We start from the raw sequence: 17,167 nt of genomic DNA, 5'->3' as shown, positions 1-17,167 counted from the left end.
TGCAGCGCAGGGCCGTGGAGCACGCTCCGCGGCCCCGGTGTTTTGGCCGGGCGGCGCGCTCGCGGGAACAATGAGGCGTGATGGCCGTTCCAGGAGGCAAAAAGGAGAGACCGATGGCAGACAATGACACCAGCACCACCAATTCAGCCAACGGCAACGTGAAAGCCACCGCCGCGCGCAACCGTCCCGCGTCGCGTAGCAGCGCGCGTGCCACGCGTGCATCGGAAGACGCGATGAAGAAGCAGATCGCCGAGTTGAAGCGCGAGGTGAGCCGTCTGAACCGCGCGCTTTCCGAACAGGCCGAGGAGGCCGCCGAGACTGCGCATGGCTGGTACCGAGGCGCGGCCGACCGCGCTTCGAACCTCTACAGCGGCGCCTCCGACCGCGCGTCGCGCGCCGCAAGCCAGTTGCGCAGCCAGGCGCACAGCGTTTCGGAAACGGTGCAGCAGAACCCGGGCACCTTCTCGACCGCGATGTTGATCGGCGGCCTGGTCGGCTTGCTGGCCGGCATGGCAATCAGCAGGAATTCCGATCCAGACCCGGACTGGCTGCATCGCTGGCACAGGTAGACATTTCCGGTCCGGCTGCACCCAGCCGCGACCGTCCAAAGTAGTGAGCGCAGGCTGCTTGCGACGGCCGCGCGGAAAGGAAGGCCGGGCTATTGCGCCCGGCCCTTTCTTTCCAGGTCTTTTCGTTTCACGGTTGTGCCTTGCCGCTCTCTTGGCCGCTCTCTTGCTGTGGCCGGTTGTCCCCCCGGGCTGGTCATTAGCCGGAGCTTATGGGATCATTCCCCAAGGGAATCGCGGAGAGCGGCATGGACAGACCTGCCATGGCATCCGTCTTTCGGATGCGGCATGTACCTGCAAGCATTTCGGGCGTTCGCAGCCTTGGCCGAGGCCAGGCCGATCCGATCTTCCATTCGAGACCACTCGGCGAAGCGATCCGCTTCATCGCCCAGGCCGAGGGCCAATACGACCTCAGCGCCGTCGCCGTCTTCTATGGCGACCGCCAGACGCCGCCGCTCGGCAACCGCGAGATCAGGCAGCTCTGGAGCGAATATGGCGAGCGGTGGATGGAGGCCTGAACCGCGCCGGCTTTCCCCCGTCCGGATCGGAAACGCCCCTCATGCGTTCTTGAGGCGAGGTCAATGGGAGGAACGCCATGAACGTCGCCAATCTCCAGCTCGAGGGCCTGCTGATGGCTGTCGCCGCAATCAACCATGTGCTCGTCAAGAAAGGCGTGCTCAGCGTCGAGGAGATCGACATCGCGCTGCGCAAGGCCGAAGCCGGCGAGACCGGCGAGGAGCGCTCGGAGGCGATCTCGGCATCGAACCGCGACGCCATCAATTTCCCGATCCGCCTGCTCGAACTCGCCAACCAGTGCCAGCCGGAAGCGGACATGCCATCCTTCTCCAAGCTGGCCCGCATGGTCGGGCAGATGAAGGAGCCGTATAACGACCAGATGTGAGGCGATGGGAGGGCGCCTTGCCCGGAAATGCAGGCGCCGTCCCTCATCCGCCCTTCGGGCACCTTCTCCCCGTAGAACGGGGAGAAGGAAGGGTCATGCCCGGCCCGGCCAACCCTGCTTGAGCGCGAGCACGCTGCCCGGGCCGTGGACCGCGGCGTAGAGCAGGCCGGCGGCGAATGGGAAATGCGACATGAAGGCGCCGAACTCGGCCTGGTCCGCCGTCCAGTGTGACGGGCCGTGAAAGGCAAAGCCGAGGAAGACGACATAAACCGCGCCGATCAGCGCCAGCGGCGTCATGAAGGCGCCGGTCAGGAAGGCGATCACCAGCAGCGTTTCAAGGATCGCCGCGCACCAGGCGAGGAACAGGGGGAACGGGAAGCCGGCGGCGGCGATGTAGCCGGCCGTGGCGCCCATATCCATCAGCTTGAAGGCGACGCCCATGGCGAACATGGCGGCGAAGATCAGGCGGGCGACGAGAATGGCGGCGGTCTGCCAGGTCGATTGCGTTTCCACGATGTTCCTCCGGGTTTGTCTGTTGATGCCCCAAGGACGGGCGGAGGGAGATGGTTCCGACAGGGATGGGAAAATTGTTTGGAGCGCCCTCTTCCTCGCCCCTGCCGCAGACGGGGAGAGGTGGCGCGGCGAAGCCGCGACGGAGAGGGGGCTACGCCGGCGGCGGCAGCATGAACGCCACGCGGCGAGCCCTTCCCGCCAACTCTGCGCTCTACGAAGGCCCCTCTCCCGGCCACTACGCGGCCACCTCTCCCCCCGCTTCGCGCGGGGCGAGGAAGAGGGCTCAGCCCGGATGGCTGATCGATTCCCGCACGGTGCCGTATTCGGCGCCCCAGCGATCGGTCATGTCGCAGCGTATGTCCCACAGCTCGGGGAAGAAGCGGTGGCGGGCGCCGCCTTCGAGGATTTCCACCGGCCGGCCCTTCAGCGACTTCGCGCCGAGCCCGATCGAGCGGTGGATCAGATAGAGGTGATTGGCGCGGAATTTCTGAAACAGCTCGTCGAATTCGATCAGCGCCTCGGCCACGACGTAAGCATCGCCGTGGTCGTAATGCTCGTCATAGATGTCCTGCACGGTCAGCCCGCGGCCATCGAGATAGGCATGTTTGAAGGCCCGCCAAAGATCCGGCGGCAGGCGCAGCAAAAGCTTGAAGCCCGGCGATTCCTGGCCGCTGCCATTGCCGAGCTGCAGGCGGATCTGCTGGTACTCCTTGGGCGACATGGTCTCCAGGAGATCGAGCTGCGCCGTCATCATGCGCATCAGCCGGTGGACGCGACCCATCAGCGTGACGATGCGGTGCGTGTCCTGCCTCTCCAGATAGTCGAGGACATCGACCAGCGTGTAGGCGATCAGCTTCATCCACAATTCCTCGACCTGGTGCACGATCTGGAACTGCAACTCGTCGGCGTTGACCATGTCGGCAAGCGGCTTCTGGCAGGCGAGCAGCTTGTCGCATTGCAGATAGACGCCGTAGTCGCGCATCTCGGGCGCCTCGATGCGGGCGTGGTAGTCGGATTTGTCCATGACGCAGCCTCCTCGCAGGCGGGGTTTTCGACCGTGCGGCAAGGATAGCGCTTTGTGCTTGAACATTGTTCCTTTCTGTTATCCAAATAGCGTGAAATGAAGGACAATTTTACATCATTCTTGCCATATCGGAGAACGATCGATGCTGGATGCTCTCGACCGCAGAATAGTGGCAGCGCTCGAGCGCGACGCGCGCCTCTCTTTCGGAGAGCTGGCCGAGGAAGTGGGCCTGAGCAAGACGCCATGCTGGAAACGGGTGAAGGCACTGGAAGAGGCCGGCGTCATCCGCGGCTATTCCACCCGTGTCGATCCCGCTTCGATCGGCTTCGGCATCGAGGCCTTCATCCAGGTGTCGATCGACTTCGAAGTGTCGGACGCCTTCGAAGCGGCGGTGAGGAAACACCCGCTGATCCGCCGCTGCTACGCCACGACCGGCGAGGCCGACTATCTCCTGCAGATCGTCACCGTCGACATGAGGGCGCTGGACAGGATGCTGCGCGAGGAGCTCAGCCGGCTGCCTGGCGTTCGCCGCACCGTCACCTCGATGGCGATGCGCGAGATCAAGGGCGACATCTCGTTCGCCGAGGCGGCGGCGCGTGCGTCGCTTTAGGAGATGCAAGGTGATTTGAGGCCTCGGCGGCCCTCCCCAAACCGAACCGCGGATGCGAGCCGCACGGGCACCACGCCGAACCCTGACTTTTTCTGGCATGGTCGAAGAACGCGCGCCGAACCGGTCTATAAGTCGGGATCGGGGGTATGCGGGTGGCTGATATCATCTCAAGCAGAATCGGGGCGGAGCCTGTCTTGTCGGCTGGGCATCCGCGGTTTTTCACATCGGCGGCGAATGCCGACATCGCGCGCCCCATTTTCCCACAACTCAGAAGCAATTCGGCAGCGGCGCTGCTCGCATCGACCATGCTGCTGGCGACGGCCATGGCAACCCACGCCGCGTCGGTCCTGTCGGAGCCGCGGGACGGAGTCCACCAGTCGATGGACCCGGCTGCGCTCATCCAGGACGCCAACCGCGCTCTTCTGGCTCAGGCCGCAGGGGGCAATGGCGGGAATGGTGGTAACGGCGGGAATGCTGGCAACGGCGGCAATGGCGGGAATGGCGGCAACGGTGGCGCCGGCAATGGCGGCTCCGGCGGCAATGGCGGCGATGGCGGCAACGGTGGCGCCGGCAATGGCGGCTCCGGCGGGAATGGCGGCGACGGCGGCAACGGTGGAACCGGCAACGGCGGCTCCGCCGGGAATGGTGGCAACGGTGGCGCCGGCAATGGTGGAACCGGCGGCAATGGCAGTTCGGGCGGCGGTGGCGGCGCCGGCCATCACAACACCGGTTCCGGCCATTCCGGCAACGTCGGTTCCTGCGGCGCTTCCTGGCGATCGTCTTGCTGACGCGGCTTGACCTGGAGACGCGTCGCGCCGAAGCGGATCAAACGGAACCGCTGCGCATTTTTCCTGGAATTGCTCTACGGACCGGTGCGGTAGGCGAAGTCGTCCATCGCGGCCTGCCAGGAGTGCCGCGTCCGGATCTCGAGCCGCGTGATGCGCGTGTAGTCGGCCGCGAAATAGACCGGGCCGCTCGCGGACAGCACAAGCTGATCCTCATAGGCCGGCTGGTCGCCCCGCCAGGCCTTGAGAACAAGCGTCTCGCCCTCGGCGTCGTTCCAGCCGACGCCGAAATAGGCGCCCGTGAAATCGAACGGCTTGTCGCTGAACACCTGGCCGGGGTGGCCTGAGCTGTTATAGGCGATGAATTCGCCCGACATCGTCGTGTTGATGTAACCCGGGCCGTCGGTGAAACGCTGGTGCATGGCAACGAGATTGTACCAGTCGAGCCCGCCATAGCCGGACGGAATTTCGAACACGCCCGACGTCGTCATAAGGTCGTCGAAGCCGACGACGTGCTGTCGGGGCAGCGGCTCCTCGGCAGACCCGCCCTTGCCCGAAAACGCGGAGAGCACGACCGGCGCCTCGCCGACCACGATTTTGCGCCGCTCAGTCGCCCCGTCTGCCGAAACCTCGACCAGCCATTCGCCTGATGTCACGGGCGCGCTGAAGCGCCCATCCGGATCGACCTTGGCGGCGACGCCTGCCCCGTCAGGCCCGGTGAGGGAAATCCGCGCCCCGGGAGCGGCTACGCCGCTGATCGTCAGGTCCGCGGCAAGGCCGACCGGATGCGTCGTGCGCTGCGCGATCATGTCGCCCGGCGAGCCGGGGGAAGCCGCATAATCGCTTTCCTGGGACGCGTTTGCGGTGGTGACGGAAAAGCCCGGCGGAGGCACGACCCGGAACGAATAATGTCCGGGATCGACAACCTCGAGATTGCGCTGGAGAACCGACATCCGGAAGTTGGCAAAGCCGCTGACATTGGTCCATCGCATGATGGTGTCGCCATTCGGCTTGCCGAGCTCGACGGCCACATGCGACATCGGCCGGTCGCCGAGATCGTAGATCCCGTTCCTGTTGCGGTCGCGGAAAACCAGGATCGACGTGTTCATCTGGCCGCCGTTGAAGGCGTCCCACGCGCGCCTGGGATAATAGTCCGCCGCGCTGCCGGCACGCGCCGAGCCCCAGACTATGGCCAGGCCGGTGGCCGCGACGACGACGGCGCCCGGGAACAACAAACCACGCTTCACGAAATTTCCCCTCTGGCAGTCGGTGTCGGTCCGATCCCCTGGAGCCGCGCGATAATCCTGTCCACGGCATCCGCATCGAAATAGGCGAGATAGAGCAACGCCATGGTCGCGCTGAACGTATAGACCGGCAGCGTCAGATAGATGATGGCGTGAAAGGCCAGACCCAGCAGGACCAGATAGCGCCTCGTCGCACGGAACGGCAGGCCGAAGGCAAAGCCATATTCGAGCGCGACCACGCCGAAGGATACGATCGTAGCGGGCAAGGCAAGGCCGGCCGGGTAATCCGAACCCGCATAGAACCAGAGGAAGATCTGCTCGATCCGCGCGCCGCTCAGAAAGGCATGGTTCGACTTGTCGAAGGCGGCGAAGAAATAGAGCACCGATAGCTGCAGCACGATCAGCCGCAGCCCCCACAAATTGCCACGCTCCGCCGGCGGCGCAATGCCCATGCGCTCGGCGTGCGCCACCGCCAGGTAGCGGTCCAGCGAATAGGAGCGGCCGCATGGGGTGAGCGCGACGAGAAGTGCCGCGACGGCGAGCAGATAGGTATGGTGGTGAGTCCAGGGCTCGCGCCCAAGCTGGTGGCCGAAATAGTAGTACATCACCAGCCCGACCGATCCGGCCCAGACAGCGGCGGCGCGGCTCTGATAGCCGACGAACAGCAGCGTCGTCGCGACGAAGAAGTTGGCTGCCAGAAACAGGCCGATCGCCGACTGGTCCCTGTAGAGCAGCAACTCGCCCGCCCACCGCGACCAGAACAGCATGGCCAGGCCGATGCGGATCAATGCGGACGAGCGCGACGATCCCTCCGTATCGACCGCCCAGCCGACGAAGCGCGCCGCCACGGCGTGCGCCGAACGCCAGCTCATCCAATCGGTGATCGCGTCAGCCGGCGCAGGCATTTTCGGCATCGGTATGGATTATCTGCCAGCCGCTGCGCGTGCCCAGCCGGGCGCGGACGCGGATGTCGGCGCCCTGCCCGGCGGCCGTGCAGAGCCGCTTGACGACGGATGCCAGTTCCTCGCGGCTTGCGATCCGCTTCAGCCTGCCGCCGCGAGGAGCGCCGAGCATCTCGAAACGGTCGAGCGGGATGAGCGCGCCGTCGGGCCGGCGGATTTCGAAGGAAGCGTCGATGATGCCCAGCCCGATCGCGCTGAACATGGTCCAGGAGCGCAGCCATGGCGTCTGCACCCCGAAGATTTGCTCCGCGGCCGGACCGGCGATCATGAACGCGGTGATCGCCGTGAAGGCGGCCAGCCGCAAGCGTCCCGCCGACAGCCGTCCGGCAGGCTCCGCGCCTGTTCTGATCGAGATGATGTCCGCCACCCGCGCACCCCCGTCGTGATCATAGACCGGATCAACGCCGTTCCGCGACCATCCCAGAAAAAGTCAGGGCGCGGCGCGCGGGCGCCCGACCGTGCCTCGATGGCGCGAGGCGGGATCAAGGGCAAGATCTTTGCGGAGGCTGCGGGTGCTCCCGAGCGGATGAGTGCTGGAGCGGACAACGTGGATGTCGGCGGGACAGCGGGCGCGAAGGATCGCGGCCCTAGGATTTTGCCGCGGGATCTTCGCTGGCGAACAAAGGCATAGCGTCAGCCGCCCGCGCCACCTTTTCCTTCTCCGCGTCGGCCTTTCGCTTCGGGCATTCCTCGAAATCATGGTCGCGGCCGCCGCAATAGGAGCAGCATTTGGCGGGGGTGTCGGGGTTGAACATCGAGACCATTCCCAAGAATGCACGAAAAGGTTCCCGGTTGCAGCAATTGCGTGAACGCCGCAATCACCGTCCAGCCCGATGCCCCGATACCGCAATACCAGGGGCTCGCCGCTTGCGCGGCGGGCTCCCGCTCAGTCACCGCTCACGCATGCGCGTGGGGATGACGGAAGTCCCAGACGGCCCAGGCCGATGCCGCGACCACCAGCACGCCGAGCACGACGTGCGTGGCCATGACATGCGTGTCGGCCGCAAAGCCCAGCAGCCAGGGCGACACGATCAGCCAGAGCCCGAGGACGACGTTTACCCATTCCTCCCATTCGGCGAACACCGAAAGCGTCGCCAGCGCCACCGCGCCGAGCAGAACGCCGACTATCCAGGCGTTCCACGCGGGCACCATCGCCGCGGTGAATCCGATGACCCAGGGTGAGATGAACAGGCAAATCGCGAGGACCAGAGTGATCCAGTCCTGGCTCTTTCTTGCTTCCATCAGTTTGCTTGCCATGACAACCTCCATGGATGAAGCTTGACCAAAGCAATTGCATTCGCGTGGACATCGCACGCTTAGCCATTGATGTAATTACGCTTCTATGAAGCTGCAAGGTGCCGACCGGGTGGGCAGCCCCGCGCGCCAGCGAGCGCAGCCTCTCAGAGGCTGAAGTCGGTTTCGTCCTCCGCCCCCAGCTGCGGCACGACGATTGCCTCGAGCGGCGCGTCGAGCTCCCACTTCACGCTGCCGGGAGCGCGTTCGAGGCTTGAGGAACCGCTCAGCGACTGCGGCGCCACCCGCTGCAGCACCACCGTGCCGAAACCCTTGCGGTCGGCGAAACCTTTGCGGTCGGCGAAACCTTTGCGATCGGCCGCGTTCCGCCCGGCTTCGCTTGCTGTCGCCCCGGACGTCTCGTGCCACAGAAGATGAAAGCGCCGCTGCGCCTCGGGGCCGGCCTCGACCTTCCAGGTGATTTCGACGCGGCCGCCCTCGGCCGCCAGCGCGCCGTATTTGGCCGAGTTGGTGCCGAGCTCATGGAAGGCCATGCCGAGATTCTGCACCGCATTGGACTGCAGCGTAAGCAGCGGCCCGGAAAGCGAGATGCGCTCTTCGTGGCCGAAGGGCTTCAAATGCTCCTGGATCAGGTCGAAAAGGCTGGCGCCGGCCCATTCCGAGGTGACAAGCAAATCGTGCGAGCGCGACAGCGCCATGATGCGCGAGCGGATCATCTGCTCGAACTCGACAGGATCGGTCGAGCGCTTGCTGGTTTCCCTGACCATCGACAGGATCACCGCGAACTGGTTCTTTACCCGATGGTTGACTTCGCGCATCAGAAGCCGGATGCGGCGCTCGCTTTCCTTGGCGGCGGTGATGTCGCGGGCGATTTTCGATGCGCCGACGATGTCGCCGGCACTGTTCTTGATCGGCGAGATGGTCAGCGAAACGGCAACCAGCGATCCGTCCTTGCGCCTTCGGGTGGTCTCGAAGCTAGGGATGCGCTCACCCCCGCGGATCCGAGCGATGATCTCGCTCTCCTCGTTCTGCATATGATCGGGGATCAGCATCAGGATCGACTGGCCGATGGCCTCTTCGGCGCTGTAGCCGAAGACGCGCTCAGCCGCCTGGTTCCAATCGGTGATGATGCTGTTCAGATCCTTGCCGATGATGGCATCGTAGGAAGAATCGACGATGGCCGCCAGGCGTGCGTCAGCGCTTGCGTCCTGGCGGATAATCCCCCCGATTTTTGTCATATGCTGAAGGTAGCGCCGGACTGCATAAAGGCAACATCCTAATCGGCCGAGTTCTCGGCGTCGCCGTGCGCTTTCGCCGGTCGCACGACGCCGAAATCCTGCGACTTGATCCCGATTTCCGCCATCAGAAACCCTTCCGAGGCGAGGCCGCGGCGCAAAAGCTCCCGCACCGCCGCGGAACGGCTGGGCATGCGCTTTTCAAAGCGCCAGTTCTCCAGAGCCGCGAGTTCTTCGTCATTGAGCATGATCTGCAAACGCTGCGGACGCTCAAGTTCAGCCACGTGTGCCTCCCTTTAAAGGCTACAAATGCCACGAGTTAGTATGTGTCTTATTTTGCAGTTAACTAGGTTACGTCCAATGAAACGTCAAGGTCGCTCTGTGAGTCAAAACCGCAACAGACCAACGATGCCAACGATGCGTCTACCAAGCACTACGTGCTCTATCATAACTGGCTGATATCATTTCTATTTTTTTAATTTCCACTTGCCATTCCAGGGCCAGGGGAGCATCATCGAGTCAAAGGGACAAACCGTCCGTGAAAGGGAGGGTTTTCCATGCGGATGAGATATACAAACAAGCTGAGAGACGACGCCCACAGCCGGGTACAGACCGCCCTGTGGGCTCACGGAGTCGTGAATCTGGTCGTGGTGGCTGAGGAGATAAGGCTCCTAAATCTCGCCGAAAACATAGCCCGCGAGGACATCGAGGAGTTGGTTCTGCAAGTCGCGCAACTCTATGGGGCGATCGTGGAATTCGATGAACAGGCGCTTACCGCGCTCGACCTGCCCGATGCCAGCGGCCGCGACAATCGCAACGATCTGGAAAGAGCGCTCAGCGAGCGATCCTTGCCAGACGGATCCATGGAACACCTGCTTCAGGTGGACCGGGGCGCGTAAAAACCTCGCTCTCCCCCATCAGTCGCGTCATGCGATTGGCGAACTTGGGGTCGAGGCCGCTGCGTTCAACCAATCGAGGCGCCCTGGAAACTTCCTCCTGCCTGCTCTCGCAGTATGACCTGCCGGCCAGCCTTTGCTGGCTAGCGCTTGCGGGCTGGTTTCTTCGGCGCGACGGGAGGTGCGTCGGCCTCTTGCGCCAGCCTGGCTTCGCGCAACCGCTTTGTCTTGGCAGCCCGGGCAGCCGCTTCCAGGTCTTGTATCTGTCGCGCGACGCGGGACGTCGTGTCGGTCTTGGCTTCCGTGCGGGATGGGACCGGCTTGAACAGGCCGGTATCCGGTAGCGACTTCATTGTTTTCTCCTTGTTTCACGCAATTCCGGACGAAAAAGCGCGTCACACTTTTCCAGGAATTGCCTAAAGCGCGTCGCGTCGAAACGGATTCACGCGACGCGCTTTAGGTCGTTGCTTGATGCATGTCGTTGTCGCAAACCGAGGTCACTTTTGCGCGACATGCATTAGAACAAAAAAGGCCGGGCACAGCCCGACCTTCTCCAACGCGCGTGTGCGGCCGATGCCAGTACATCCGTGGTCAAAGGACCCCGAGGCGCTGTGATCAGGCGGCTTGCAGATTGTCTGCCGAGCTCTTGCCGTTGCGAGCATCCTTCACGATGTCGAAGCTGACCTTCTGGCCCTCGACCAGAGAGCGCAGTCCTGCGCGCTCCACGGCTGAAATATGGACGAACACGTCCGGCTGGCCGCCGCCCTGCTCGATAAAGCCGAAACCCTTGGTGGCATTGAAGAACTTCACCGTTCCAGTAGTCATTGCGATCTCCTTACAAATCGACGCAAAATTATACGCGCCCGACAATCGCCGAGCGACGCTATCTTCGAAATTGAGAGGGAAGATCGTAAGTGCGCCATTTAGCGCGAAAACAACGTTCTTTCAGCAAGATCGATTTTCCATACATAGCGCTAAATTTCCTGATCGACAAGGCTTTTCAAAATAATACTTCCGAAGATGGTGTTGCGATCGAGAGCCAACCAGCCGAGGGCAACGAGCCCAGCCGACAAGGCGTTGGACCTTGGAAGAGAAAGGGCAACGGCGGACGACGACCGACCTGGAACCCGATCTGGAATGAGAACCACCCTTCCCTTGGACGAGTTCGTGCAGCGGCTGGTGAGCGAAACGGAAATAAGCGAAGCGCAGGCGCTCGAACTCAATCTGGTCGGCTTGAACTGGAGTTCGCTCGTTCGCGAGGCCAAGGCGATCGCATCGCAGCCTCGAAGTTCAGCCCCTTGCATCCAGACGATCAAGGATGGTCAGGCCGGTCTCGTATCTCTCCGCCGGAGCACCCGCCTGGTGAGCCTGCCAAAGATTGTCCTTGAGATCCGCCTCCTTTACCGGCCGCGCCAGTTCATTGGAGACGGCGCGGCAGATGAAGCCCTCTTCGCTCTCGTCCAGACGCCTCGTCAGCGCATCGACGGCAGCCACGACCACGAATCCAAAACCCGCCGACTGTAGCCGGTCGAGCGTCCAGCCCTCGCCCTTCTCAATGACGTCATGCAGGTAAGCGACGGTCTTTTCATCAAGCGTTTCGACGGCATCGGCTACGCGTCGCAAGTGTTCGATATAGGGCCGGCCGGTCTTGTCCGTTTGTCCGCGATGGGCCTCTTCAGCGATCCTTGCTGCTTCGTGGAGCATGGTCTTCCAATCTCGTCACAATAAAGCCCGTCCCGGCGAGGGACGGCCGAGGCGGGCTTGCTCGGGCCTGAGCCCCGGGTGGCGCGCTTTTCGCGGGGGGAAGCGGGCTGCGCGCCATCCTGCATTCAAGAACATCGGCGCCAGGCGAATGTTCCGCTGCTCGCGGATTTTTAAGAACGGTCAGGCCATCTGTGGCACCCCTTCGAAGCGGCGCCTAAAAAAAAGCCCGGACCAGGAGCCGGGCAAGAGAAGTCTTGGGAACATGCTGACCGGAGGGGCCTGGTTCAGCGCTTGCCAGTTTGCCGGTTCAATATGACCGCCAGATGAAACCTCCTTCGGCCATGTCGTTGGGCTCGGTGCAGGATCTCGACGCAGAAAAGCTTTTCGGCAGGAACCTCGCGACGGCGTTGCCGTTAGCCTTCCGTGTCCAACAGGAGGTCCGGCAATGGATTGGAACCGCGTCGAAGGCAATTGGAAGCAGATGAAGGGCAAGGTCAAGGAACAGTGGGGCAAGCTCACCGACGACGACCTCGACCGCATTGCGGGAAAGCGCGACCAGCTCGAAGGCAAGATCCAGGAACGCTACGGCCTGGAGAAGGATCGCGTGCGCCGCGACATCGACGACTGGTATAACATGCAGCGCTGGTAGCAGCCGGCTTCCCGAAAACGAAGGCGTTGCCTCGCGGCAGCGCCTTTTCCTTTGGCCGTTCAGGCGCGATCGATACGGTCGCGTAGCTCCATCTCGATCCCTCGCTCGAGCGGCGCGGGCGGTTCTGCCCTCCGGCCAAGGCGGAGTTCCGCCAGCGCCGCGGCGTCGCGGCGGAATTTTTCGCGCGACACCGTGCGGCCCTGCTCCAGCCAGCCGGCGGCATGCAGGATGAAATGGGCGCCCGAGGACAGCGCGGCCGAAAGCACCCTGCCCCCTTCCGCGCCGGATTGCGCATCGTCGACCTTGGCCGAGGTGACGGCGCCGTCGCCCCGCGCCGGCACGCCGAGCCGCCTGCCCAGTTCCGCGGCGTAGAACTGGACGAGCTGCGAAGCCGGGTCGCCGAAGTTGGGCTGCATCCGGCGCATGTCGAACGGATAGGCGAGGATGCCCATCACCACCGGCGCGCCCGGGCGCCAGAGCTGCGCCAACGCCAGCCCGGCCAGCACCTCGGCGTAGCCCTGGATCAGCGCGCCGGCCACGGTGACGGGCGCCGTCGCGCCCATCATCATATAGGACGAGACCATGCTCGCCTCGCCCTTCAGCGCGATCGCCCGCAGGCACTTCAACGGGTTCGGCCAATAGGTGAGCGGCGGCGTGGCGTTGATGAGGTGGACAAGATTGCATTCGCCGGGGAGCGCCGGCCGGCCGATCGCGGCCGCGGTCAGGTCGATCACCGCCTCGGCGGCCGCCGGCGAAGCGATGCTGCCCATGAACGGCTTGTCGGAATGGGTGAGATGCGCAAGCAGCATCTCCAGCGGCCGCCGGTCCTCGGCGACGTCCTCCATGACGCAGATCATCTGCCCGGTGTTGGTCAACCCCGGCGCGGCATGCGCGGCGGCGACGAGCTCGCCGTAGATCCGCCGGCTGCCGGCCACTCTCGTTCCATTGTCGAGCACGACATTGGGCGCGCCATAGATCGGCGCGAGGACGGGCGCCGCGCCTTCGCCGACCGGCGTGTCCCGCGCCGGGTTCCTGCCGCGCAGCAGGAACCTTGCTGGCGCATGCCGGCGCACGATGCGGCGCAGCTCGGCTCCATCCAGGCGCACCACATCGCCGCTCGCCACGCCGCCCGCCTGCTTCAGCATGTCGAGGGTTTGCGGATCGTCGAGGAAGCGGATGCCGGTTTCCTCGAGCACCCGGTCGGCCGCTTTCTCGATCGTCTCGAGCCCGGCCTCGTCGCACCCGGCACGATAGGACGCGGCGATGAAATCCGCCGCCACGCGATGTTCACGAATCAATGAAGCCGACATGCATCCCCCGGCCGGCGCAAAAGGTTCGACGGCGCCGACGGATCGGATTATCCGGATTTGGCTTGCCTTCGCGACGCTCCTGGCGCGCCACCTTGCGTCGCTTCCAGAAAGGCATGGCATCGGGAACGGCAGGCCCCTGGCGATCCGGCGACGCCGGCCGCAATGCGTTCGTCGGCATTTCGCCGGGGAAAAGGCGCCGAAGTATCAAATGTTAGCGCGCTCTGTCTAACCCCATACCTCGTCAAACGTGCCTGTTCTTGAATCCCTTGTGACATCCCCTGTGACCGGGCCGCTCGGCCCGCTCATGGAAGACATGAATGCTTGAATCGCTTTTCCTGAATCTCGGCCAGCACGACAGCCTATCGGATGAGGAGCAATCCCTGCTCGGCAATTTGATGGCGGGAGAGCGCAGCTTCGCCGCCGGGCAGGATATCGTCGCGTCGGGATCGCGGCCGGCCTACAGCACACTCATCCTCGACGGCCTCGCTGCCCGCTACAAGGTGCTTGCCGATGGCGGCCGGCAATTCACCTCGCTGCAGGTTCCTGGCGATTTCGTCGACCTCTACGCCTTCCTGTTGAAGACCATGGACCATGGCGTCATCGCGCTCTCGCCCTGCCGCGTCATCCTGGCCGACCATTCGAAGCTGCGCAGCATCACCGAGCGGGCGCCGCACCTGACGCGGCTGTTGTGGCTCGACACGCCGATCGACGGCGCCATCCACCGCGAGTGGATCGTCGCCATGGGGCGGCGCTCGAAAGTCTCGCATCTGGCGCATCTGTTCTGCGAGCTGTTCGTCAGGCTGCAGGTGGTCAAGCGCACCAACGGCATGAGCTTCCATCTGCCCGTTTCGCAAGCGGAGCTCTCCGATGTGCTTGGCCTGTCGGTGGTGCATATGAACCGCGTCATCAGCGCGCTGCGCAACAGCGGCGTGATCGCCTGGGCGGCCCATACGGTGACGATCCTCGACTGGCAGAAGCTCCAGCAGATCGCCGAGTTCGACCCGACCTATCTCTCGATGACGAGAGAGCCGCGTTAGCCGGAACTCACGGGTCAAATCCTCACGGTCTTCTTCGTCAATCGGTGAAAACTGCGAACAATCTGCCCGGACCGCCGTGCGCCAGGCAGGCGATGGGAATGATACTCGATTGCCTTGCTTGTTTTTCGTCCGCTAGCTGGAACTATTTCGCGTCAAGAACGCTATCTCGATGCGGATTTTTTAGGCAGGGAGACGCGTACCATGAAAACCAAAGTGATCTTGATGAGTGCGTTCGCGATTTCGGTCATGACATGCTCGGCATTTGCCGGCGCGAACACCGGAACGTCCGCGCTGGACGATCCCCAGAAAATGTCGCCCTTCTTCACCGATGCCGGCATGAAAACCATGAGGCCGGGCGATGAGTTCAAGAAAGCCTGGATGGCGCTTACCGAAGAGGATCGCGCGTCCATGAAGAAAGACTGCGCAGACGAGACCATCGCGAAGTCCCACGATGAATTCTGCAAGGCGACCAGGGACCTCGCCGGCAATAACTGAGCGTCTCAGAAGAGCGCTGGACGCCCGCACCGGAGCGAGCGTCCAGCACGTGCTGTACTTAAAGAGCGGCCCTATGCCTGCAGCGATGTTGCGACCTACTCGTTGCAATTCGTGACGAATTAGCCGCCCCTCATATCAAATGTACTTTCAACGCCTCGCGTTGCCGCTCAAACTCGCATGGCTGCGGGGACCCGGCGCAATGAGGGCCTATCGCGTCGAGCAATTGGACGGCAAGACCGTCCTTGCAAGCCACGCCGTCGAGGCGATGGCGCCGTTCGAGGCTGCCCGACGGGCGCTCGGGGTCGAGGTCACGCTGCGCGGCGACGCCGCGAAATGGATCCGGGTCGTCGAGCTGACGCGGCTTCGCCCCGGTGTGTTCGGGTTCAAGGTCGTGGGCCGCAGAAGCTAGATGGCGCCGACGCAAATGCGGGCTGGCCAAACAAATGTTGATGATGACCGTGTGGCCGCGATGCCAAGGTGGCGGTCCCGGTGGAACCGACGTCATGTCCGCCGGTTACATCATGCCTTCATTAGCCGGTGCTCATTTTATGTGGAACAGCCTCACCCAGCCTCTTGCGCAGCCCGTCGCCCCGACGGCCGCTTCTTTCCCGCTTGAGCGAAGCTGGAAAGGCCGGCAATGACCGAGGTCGGTTCCCAGGTCGAGGGAGAACAAAGCAACACGCCGGCAAAGGGCCCGTTCCAGCGGTTCCTCCGCACGATCGGGCCAGGCTTCATTACCGGCGCGTCCGATGACGATCCGTCTGGTATCGGAACTTACAGCCAGGCCGGCGCCCAGCTCGGCTTCAACATCGGCTGGGTCATGCTGTTCACCTTCCCGCTGATGGCCGCGATCCAGGAGATCGCCGCCCGTATCGGGCGCACCACAGGCGAAGGTATTTCCGGCAATCTCAGCCGGCACTATCCGGCCTCGCTGCTTTACGCGGTCGTCATGCTGCTGTTCCTCGCCAACGTCATCAATATCGGCGCCGATCTCAGCGCCATGGCAGATGCATTGAAGCTGCTCGTCGGCGGGCCGAGCCCGCTCTATGTGATCGCTTTCGCGATCGTCTGTATAGGCGCGATCGTCTTCCTCGACTACACCCGCTATGTGAAAGTCCTCAAATGGACCACCTTGAGTCTGTTCGCCTATGTTGCCGCGATGTTCGCCGCGAATGTGCCTTGGGCGGACGCGGCCAAAGGGCTGTTCATTCCGCACATCGAATGGAGCGGCGCCTTCTTCACCACGCTGCTGGCAATCCTCGGCACGACGATCTCGCCTTATCTGTTCTTCTGGCAAGCCTCGCAGGAGGTTGAAGAGGAAGAGCTCAAGCCAACCGCCAAGCCGCTGAGGTGGGCGCCGTGGCAGGCACCCAGAGCCTTCCGGCGGATACGCGCCGATACGCTGGTCGGAATGGCCTTTTCGAATCTGATCGCCATCGCGATTATCTTCACCACGGCCGCCACCCTCCACAAGGCAGGGGTGACGGACATTGCTTCGTCCACAGACGCGGCAAAGGCGCTGGAGCCGGCGGCCGGAAAATTCGCCTTCATTATTTTCTCGATGGGAATTATCGGCACCGGGCTTCTGGCTGTGCCGGTGCTGGCTGGGTCAGCGGCTTTCGCCGTCGGCGAAGCGCTGCGCTGGCCGGTCGGGCTGCAGCGCAAGCCGAAGGAAGCCGTGGCGTTCTACGCGACGCTCGCCGCCGCGACCGCTCTTGGCACCGGGATCATGTTCACACCGATAGACCCGATCAAGGCGCTTTACTGGAGCGCTATCATCAATGGCATATGCGCCGTTCCCGTGATGATCGTCATGATGCTGATGGCCGGCCGCAAGGAAGTGATGGGGGAGCTCCCTTTGCAAGGCTGGCTGCGGGCGCTTGGCTGGCTATCGACGCTGACAATGGCAGCCTCGTCGGTGGGGCTCGTGGCGCAGTGGTTCCTATAGACGGGCTGCGAACCGCCTTACCGTCGGCCCGTTT

24 protein-coding genes are annotated in these 17,167 nt (G+C 63.5%); 11 read left to right on the top strand and 13 right to left on the bottom strand.

Going from position 1 to position 17,167, the window contains the following annotated elements; genetic code table 11:
- The first annotated feature begins 113 nt into the window (after positions 1-113).
- The 3 genes from FJ418_RS21060 to FJ418_RS21050 all read left to right on the top strand — a co-directional run bounded on the left by FJ418_RS21060 (position 114) and on the right by FJ418_RS21050 (position 1,467).
- Positions 114-569 (top strand): hypothetical protein, encoded by a 456-nt coding sequence (locus tag FJ418_RS21060; RefSeq protein ID WP_246683142.1) that lies wholly within the window; start codon positions 114-116, stop codon positions 567-569.
- Between the two features lie 245 nt (positions 570-814).
- On the top strand, positions 815-1,084 hold the full coding sequence (locus FJ418_RS21055; protein ID WP_140640957.1) for a hypothetical protein: 270 nt from the start codon (positions 815-817) through the stop codon (positions 1,082-1,084).
- Positions 1,085-1,161: 77 nt separating this feature from the next.
- The gene (locus tag FJ418_RS21050) at positions 1,162-1,467 is read left to right on the top strand and encodes a hypothetical protein (protein ID WP_140651970.1); all 306 of its coding nucleotides are present in this window, start codon (positions 1,162-1,164) and stop codon (positions 1,465-1,467) included.
- A gap of 93 nt (positions 1,468-1,560) precedes the next feature.
- Here FJ418_RS21050 and FJ418_RS21045 read toward each other — a convergent pair whose 3' ends face one another.
- Together FJ418_RS21045 and FJ418_RS21040 are read right to left on the bottom strand one after the other, a co-directional pair.
- Positions 1,561-1,983: a DoxX family protein gene (locus FJ418_RS21045; protein ID WP_140640953.1), complete on the bottom strand. Its 423-nt coding sequence runs from the start codon at positions 1,981-1,983 to the stop codon at positions 1,561-1,563.
- 280 nt (positions 1,984-2,263) lie between these two features.
- The gene (locus FJ418_RS21040; RefSeq protein WP_140868872.1) at positions 2,264-3,004 is read right to left on the bottom strand and encodes a tryptophan 2,3-dioxygenase family protein; all 741 of its coding nucleotides are present in this window, start codon (positions 3,002-3,004) and stop codon (positions 2,264-2,266) included.
- A gap of 142 nt (positions 3,005-3,146) precedes the next feature.
- Between FJ418_RS21040 and FJ418_RS21035 the strand changes: the two genes are divergently transcribed.
- Complete coding sequence (locus FJ418_RS21035) at positions 3,147-3,614, top strand: Lrp/AsnC family transcriptional regulator (protein WP_140651974.1); 468 nt, start codon at positions 3,147-3,149, stop codon at positions 3,612-3,614.
- Between the two features lie 323 nt (positions 3,615-3,937).
- The gene (locus FJ418_RS32005; protein ID WP_181167019.1) at positions 3,938-4,402 is read left to right on the top strand and encodes a hypothetical protein; all 465 of its coding nucleotides are present in this window, start codon (positions 3,938-3,940) and stop codon (positions 4,400-4,402) included.
- A gap of 74 nt (positions 4,403-4,476) precedes the next feature.
- Here FJ418_RS32005 and FJ418_RS21025 read toward each other — a convergent pair whose 3' ends face one another.
- From FJ418_RS21025 to FJ418_RS21000, 7 genes are all read right to left on the bottom strand, one after another.
- Positions 4,477-5,646: an SdrD B-like domain-containing protein gene (locus FJ418_RS21025; RefSeq protein ID WP_140868869.1), complete on the bottom strand. Its 1,170-nt coding sequence runs from the start codon at positions 5,644-5,646 to the stop codon at positions 4,477-4,479.
- Positions 5,643-6,548 (bottom strand): HTTM domain-containing protein, encoded by a 906-nt coding sequence (locus tag FJ418_RS21020; protein ID WP_181167018.1) that lies wholly within the window; start codon positions 6,546-6,548, stop codon positions 5,643-5,645. Before FJ418_RS21020 ends, FJ418_RS21025 begins: the two co-directional genes overlap by 4 nt.
- Complete coding sequence (locus FJ418_RS21015; RefSeq protein WP_140710126.1) at positions 6,532-6,972, bottom strand: hypothetical protein; 441 nt, start codon at positions 6,970-6,972, stop codon at positions 6,532-6,534. The genes FJ418_RS21020 and FJ418_RS21015 overlap by 17 nt, the downstream gene beginning before the upstream one ends.
- A gap of 220 nt (positions 6,973-7,192) precedes the next feature.
- Positions 7,193-7,360 carry a hypothetical protein gene (locus FJ418_RS32000; RefSeq protein WP_181167017.1) on the bottom strand — a complete coding sequence of 56 codons (168 nt, stop codon included), beginning with the start codon at positions 7,358-7,360 and terminating at the stop codon, positions 7,193-7,195.
- A 142-nt stretch (positions 7,361-7,502) separates the two neighbouring features.
- Entirely contained in the window at positions 7,503-7,862 is a 360-nt protein-coding gene (locus FJ418_RS21010; protein ID WP_140855291.1) for an SPW repeat protein, read from the bottom strand.
- Positions 7,863-8,005: 143 nt separating this feature from the next.
- Entirely contained in the window at positions 8,006-9,097 is a 1,092-nt protein-coding gene (locus FJ418_RS21005; RefSeq protein WP_140868863.1) for a PAS domain S-box protein, read from the bottom strand.
- A gap of 38 nt (positions 9,098-9,135) precedes the next feature.
- Positions 9,136-9,378, bottom strand: coding sequence for a hypothetical protein (locus FJ418_RS21000; protein ID WP_140640937.1), 243 nt, complete (start codon positions 9,376-9,378; stop codon positions 9,136-9,138).
- Positions 9,379-9,729: 351 nt separating this feature from the next.
- Between FJ418_RS21000 and FJ418_RS20995 the strand changes: the two genes are divergently transcribed.
- Positions 9,730-9,993: a hypothetical protein gene (locus FJ418_RS20995; protein WP_140640935.1), complete on the top strand. Its 264-nt coding sequence runs from the start codon at positions 9,730-9,732 to the stop codon at positions 9,991-9,993.
- Positions 9,994-10,133: 140 nt separating this feature from the next.
- Here FJ418_RS20995 and FJ418_RS20990 read toward each other — a convergent pair whose 3' ends face one another.
- The 3 genes from FJ418_RS20990 to FJ418_RS20980 all read right to left on the bottom strand — a co-directional run bounded on the left by FJ418_RS20990 (position 10,134) and on the right by FJ418_RS20980 (position 11,694).
- The gene (locus tag FJ418_RS20990) at positions 10,134-10,343 is read right to left on the bottom strand and encodes a hypothetical protein (RefSeq protein ID WP_140640933.1); all 210 of its coding nucleotides are present in this window, start codon (positions 10,341-10,343) and stop codon (positions 10,134-10,136) included.
- A 262-nt stretch (positions 10,344-10,605) separates the two neighbouring features.
- Positions 10,606-10,815, bottom strand: a complete 210-nt coding sequence (locus tag FJ418_RS20985; protein ID WP_140640931.1) for a cold-shock protein — start codon at positions 10,813-10,815, stop codon at positions 10,606-10,608.
- Between the two features lie 465 nt (positions 10,816-11,280).
- The gene (locus tag FJ418_RS20980; protein ID WP_140651983.1) at positions 11,281-11,694 is read right to left on the bottom strand and encodes an HD domain-containing protein; all 414 of its coding nucleotides are present in this window, start codon (positions 11,692-11,694) and stop codon (positions 11,281-11,283) included.
- A gap of 445 nt (positions 11,695-12,139) precedes the next feature.
- Here FJ418_RS20980 and FJ418_RS20975 point away from each other — a divergent pair, with 445 nt between their 5' ends.
- Positions 12,140-12,343 (top strand): CsbD family protein, encoded by a 204-nt coding sequence (locus FJ418_RS20975; protein ID WP_140640927.1) that lies wholly within the window; start codon positions 12,140-12,142, stop codon positions 12,341-12,343.
- A gap of 59 nt (positions 12,344-12,402) precedes the next feature.
- Here the strand turns inward: FJ418_RS20975 and FJ418_RS20970 are convergent, their stop codons facing one another.
- Positions 12,403-13,653, bottom strand: a complete 1,251-nt coding sequence (locus FJ418_RS20970) for a trimethylamine methyltransferase family protein (RefSeq protein WP_140868860.1) — start codon at positions 13,651-13,653, stop codon at positions 12,403-12,405.
- A 317-nt stretch (positions 13,654-13,970) separates the two neighbouring features.
- Between FJ418_RS20970 and FJ418_RS20965 the strand changes: the two genes are divergently transcribed.
- From FJ418_RS20965 to FJ418_RS20950, 4 genes are all read left to right on the top strand, one after another.
- A complete protein-coding gene (locus tag FJ418_RS20965) occupies positions 13,971-14,690 on the top strand; it encodes a Crp/Fnr family transcriptional regulator (protein WP_140868857.1) in 720 nt (239 codons plus the stop codon).
- 201 nt (positions 14,691-14,891) lie between these two features.
- Positions 14,892-15,185 carry a hypothetical protein gene (locus tag FJ418_RS20960; RefSeq protein ID WP_140640923.1) on the top strand — a complete coding sequence of 98 codons (294 nt, stop codon included), beginning with the start codon at positions 14,892-14,894 and terminating at the stop codon, positions 15,183-15,185.
- Positions 15,186-15,384: 199 nt separating this feature from the next.
- Positions 15,385-15,594, top strand: coding sequence for a hypothetical protein (locus FJ418_RS20955; RefSeq protein ID WP_140868854.1), 210 nt, complete (start codon positions 15,385-15,387; stop codon positions 15,592-15,594).
- A 228-nt stretch (positions 15,595-15,822) separates the two neighbouring features.
- Entirely contained in the window at positions 15,823-17,133 is a 1,311-nt protein-coding gene (locus FJ418_RS20950; RefSeq protein WP_140868851.1) for an Nramp family divalent metal transporter, read from the top strand.
- Positions 17,134-17,167 lie beyond the last annotated feature (34 nt).

Source organism: Mesorhizobium sp. B2-8-3 (genome assembly GCF_006440815.1).
Lineage (GTDB): Bacteria > Pseudomonadota > Alphaproteobacteria > Rhizobiales > Rhizobiaceae > Mesorhizobium.
This window is presented reverse-complemented; position numbering and strand designations above follow the sequence as displayed.

Bases quoted from the DNA above. Each gene is read 5' to 3' on its own strand.
- FJ418_RS21060 (WP_246683142.1), top strand. From the start codon at position 114: ATGGCAGACAATGACACCAGCACCACCAATTCAGCCAACGGCAACGTG.
- FJ418_RS21055 (WP_140640957.1), top strand. From the start codon at position 815: ATGGACAGACCTGCCATGGCATCCGTCTTTCGGATGCGGCATGTACCT.
- FJ418_RS21050 (WP_140651970.1), top strand. From the start codon at position 1,162: ATGAACGTCGCCAATCTCCAGCTCGAGGGCCTGCTGATGGCTGTCGCC.
- FJ418_RS21040 (WP_140868872.1), bottom strand. From the start codon at position 3,004: ATGGACAAATCCGACTACCACGCCCGCATCGAGGCGCCCGAGATGCGC.
- FJ418_RS21035 (WP_140651974.1), top strand. From the start codon at position 3,147: ATGCTGGATGCTCTCGACCGCAGAATAGTGGCAGCGCTCGAGCGCGAC.
- FJ418_RS32005 (WP_181167019.1), top strand. From the start codon at position 3,938: ATGGCAACCCACGCCGCGTCGGTCCTGTCGGAGCCGCGGGACGGAGTC.
- FJ418_RS21020 (WP_181167018.1), bottom strand. From the start codon at position 6,548: ATGCCTGCGCCGGCTGACGCGATCACCGATTGGATGAGCTGGCGTTCG.
- FJ418_RS32000 (WP_181167017.1), bottom strand. From the start codon at position 7,360: ATGTTCAACCCCGACACCCCCGCCAAATGCTGCTCCTATTGCGGCGGC.
- FJ418_RS21010 (WP_140855291.1), bottom strand. From the start codon at position 7,862: ATGGCAAGCAAACTGATGGAAGCAAGAAAGAGCCAGGACTGGATCACT.
- FJ418_RS21005 (WP_140868863.1), bottom strand. From the start codon at position 9,097: ATGACAAAAATCGGGGGGATTATCCGCCAGGACGCAAGCGCTGACGCA.
- FJ418_RS20990 (WP_140640933.1), bottom strand. From the start codon at position 10,343: ATGAAGTCGCTACCGGATACCGGCCTGTTCAAGCCGGTCCCATCCCGC.
- FJ418_RS20985 (WP_140640931.1), bottom strand. From the start codon at position 10,815: ATGACTACTGGAACGGTGAAGTTCTTCAATGCCACCAAGGGTTTCGGC.
- FJ418_RS20980 (WP_140651983.1), bottom strand. From the start codon at position 11,694: ATGCTCCACGAAGCAGCAAGGATCGCTGAAGAGGCCCATCGCGGACAA.
- FJ418_RS20975 (WP_140640927.1), top strand. From the start codon at position 12,140: ATGGATTGGAACCGCGTCGAAGGCAATTGGAAGCAGATGAAGGGCAAG.
- FJ418_RS20970 (WP_140868860.1), bottom strand. From the start codon at position 13,653: ATGTCGGCTTCATTGATTCGTGAACATCGCGTGGCGGCGGATTTCATC.
- FJ418_RS20965 (WP_140868857.1), top strand. From the start codon at position 13,971: ATGCTTGAATCGCTTTTCCTGAATCTCGGCCAGCACGACAGCCTATCG.
- FJ418_RS20960 (WP_140640923.1), top strand. From the start codon at position 14,892: ATGAAAACCAAAGTGATCTTGATGAGTGCGTTCGCGATTTCGGTCATG.
- FJ418_RS20955 (WP_140868854.1), top strand. From the start codon at position 15,385: ATGAGGGCCTATCGCGTCGAGCAATTGGACGGCAAGACCGTCCTTGCA.
- FJ418_RS20950 (WP_140868851.1), top strand. From the start codon at position 15,823: ATGACCGAGGTCGGTTCCCAGGTCGAGGGAGAACAAAGCAACACGCCG.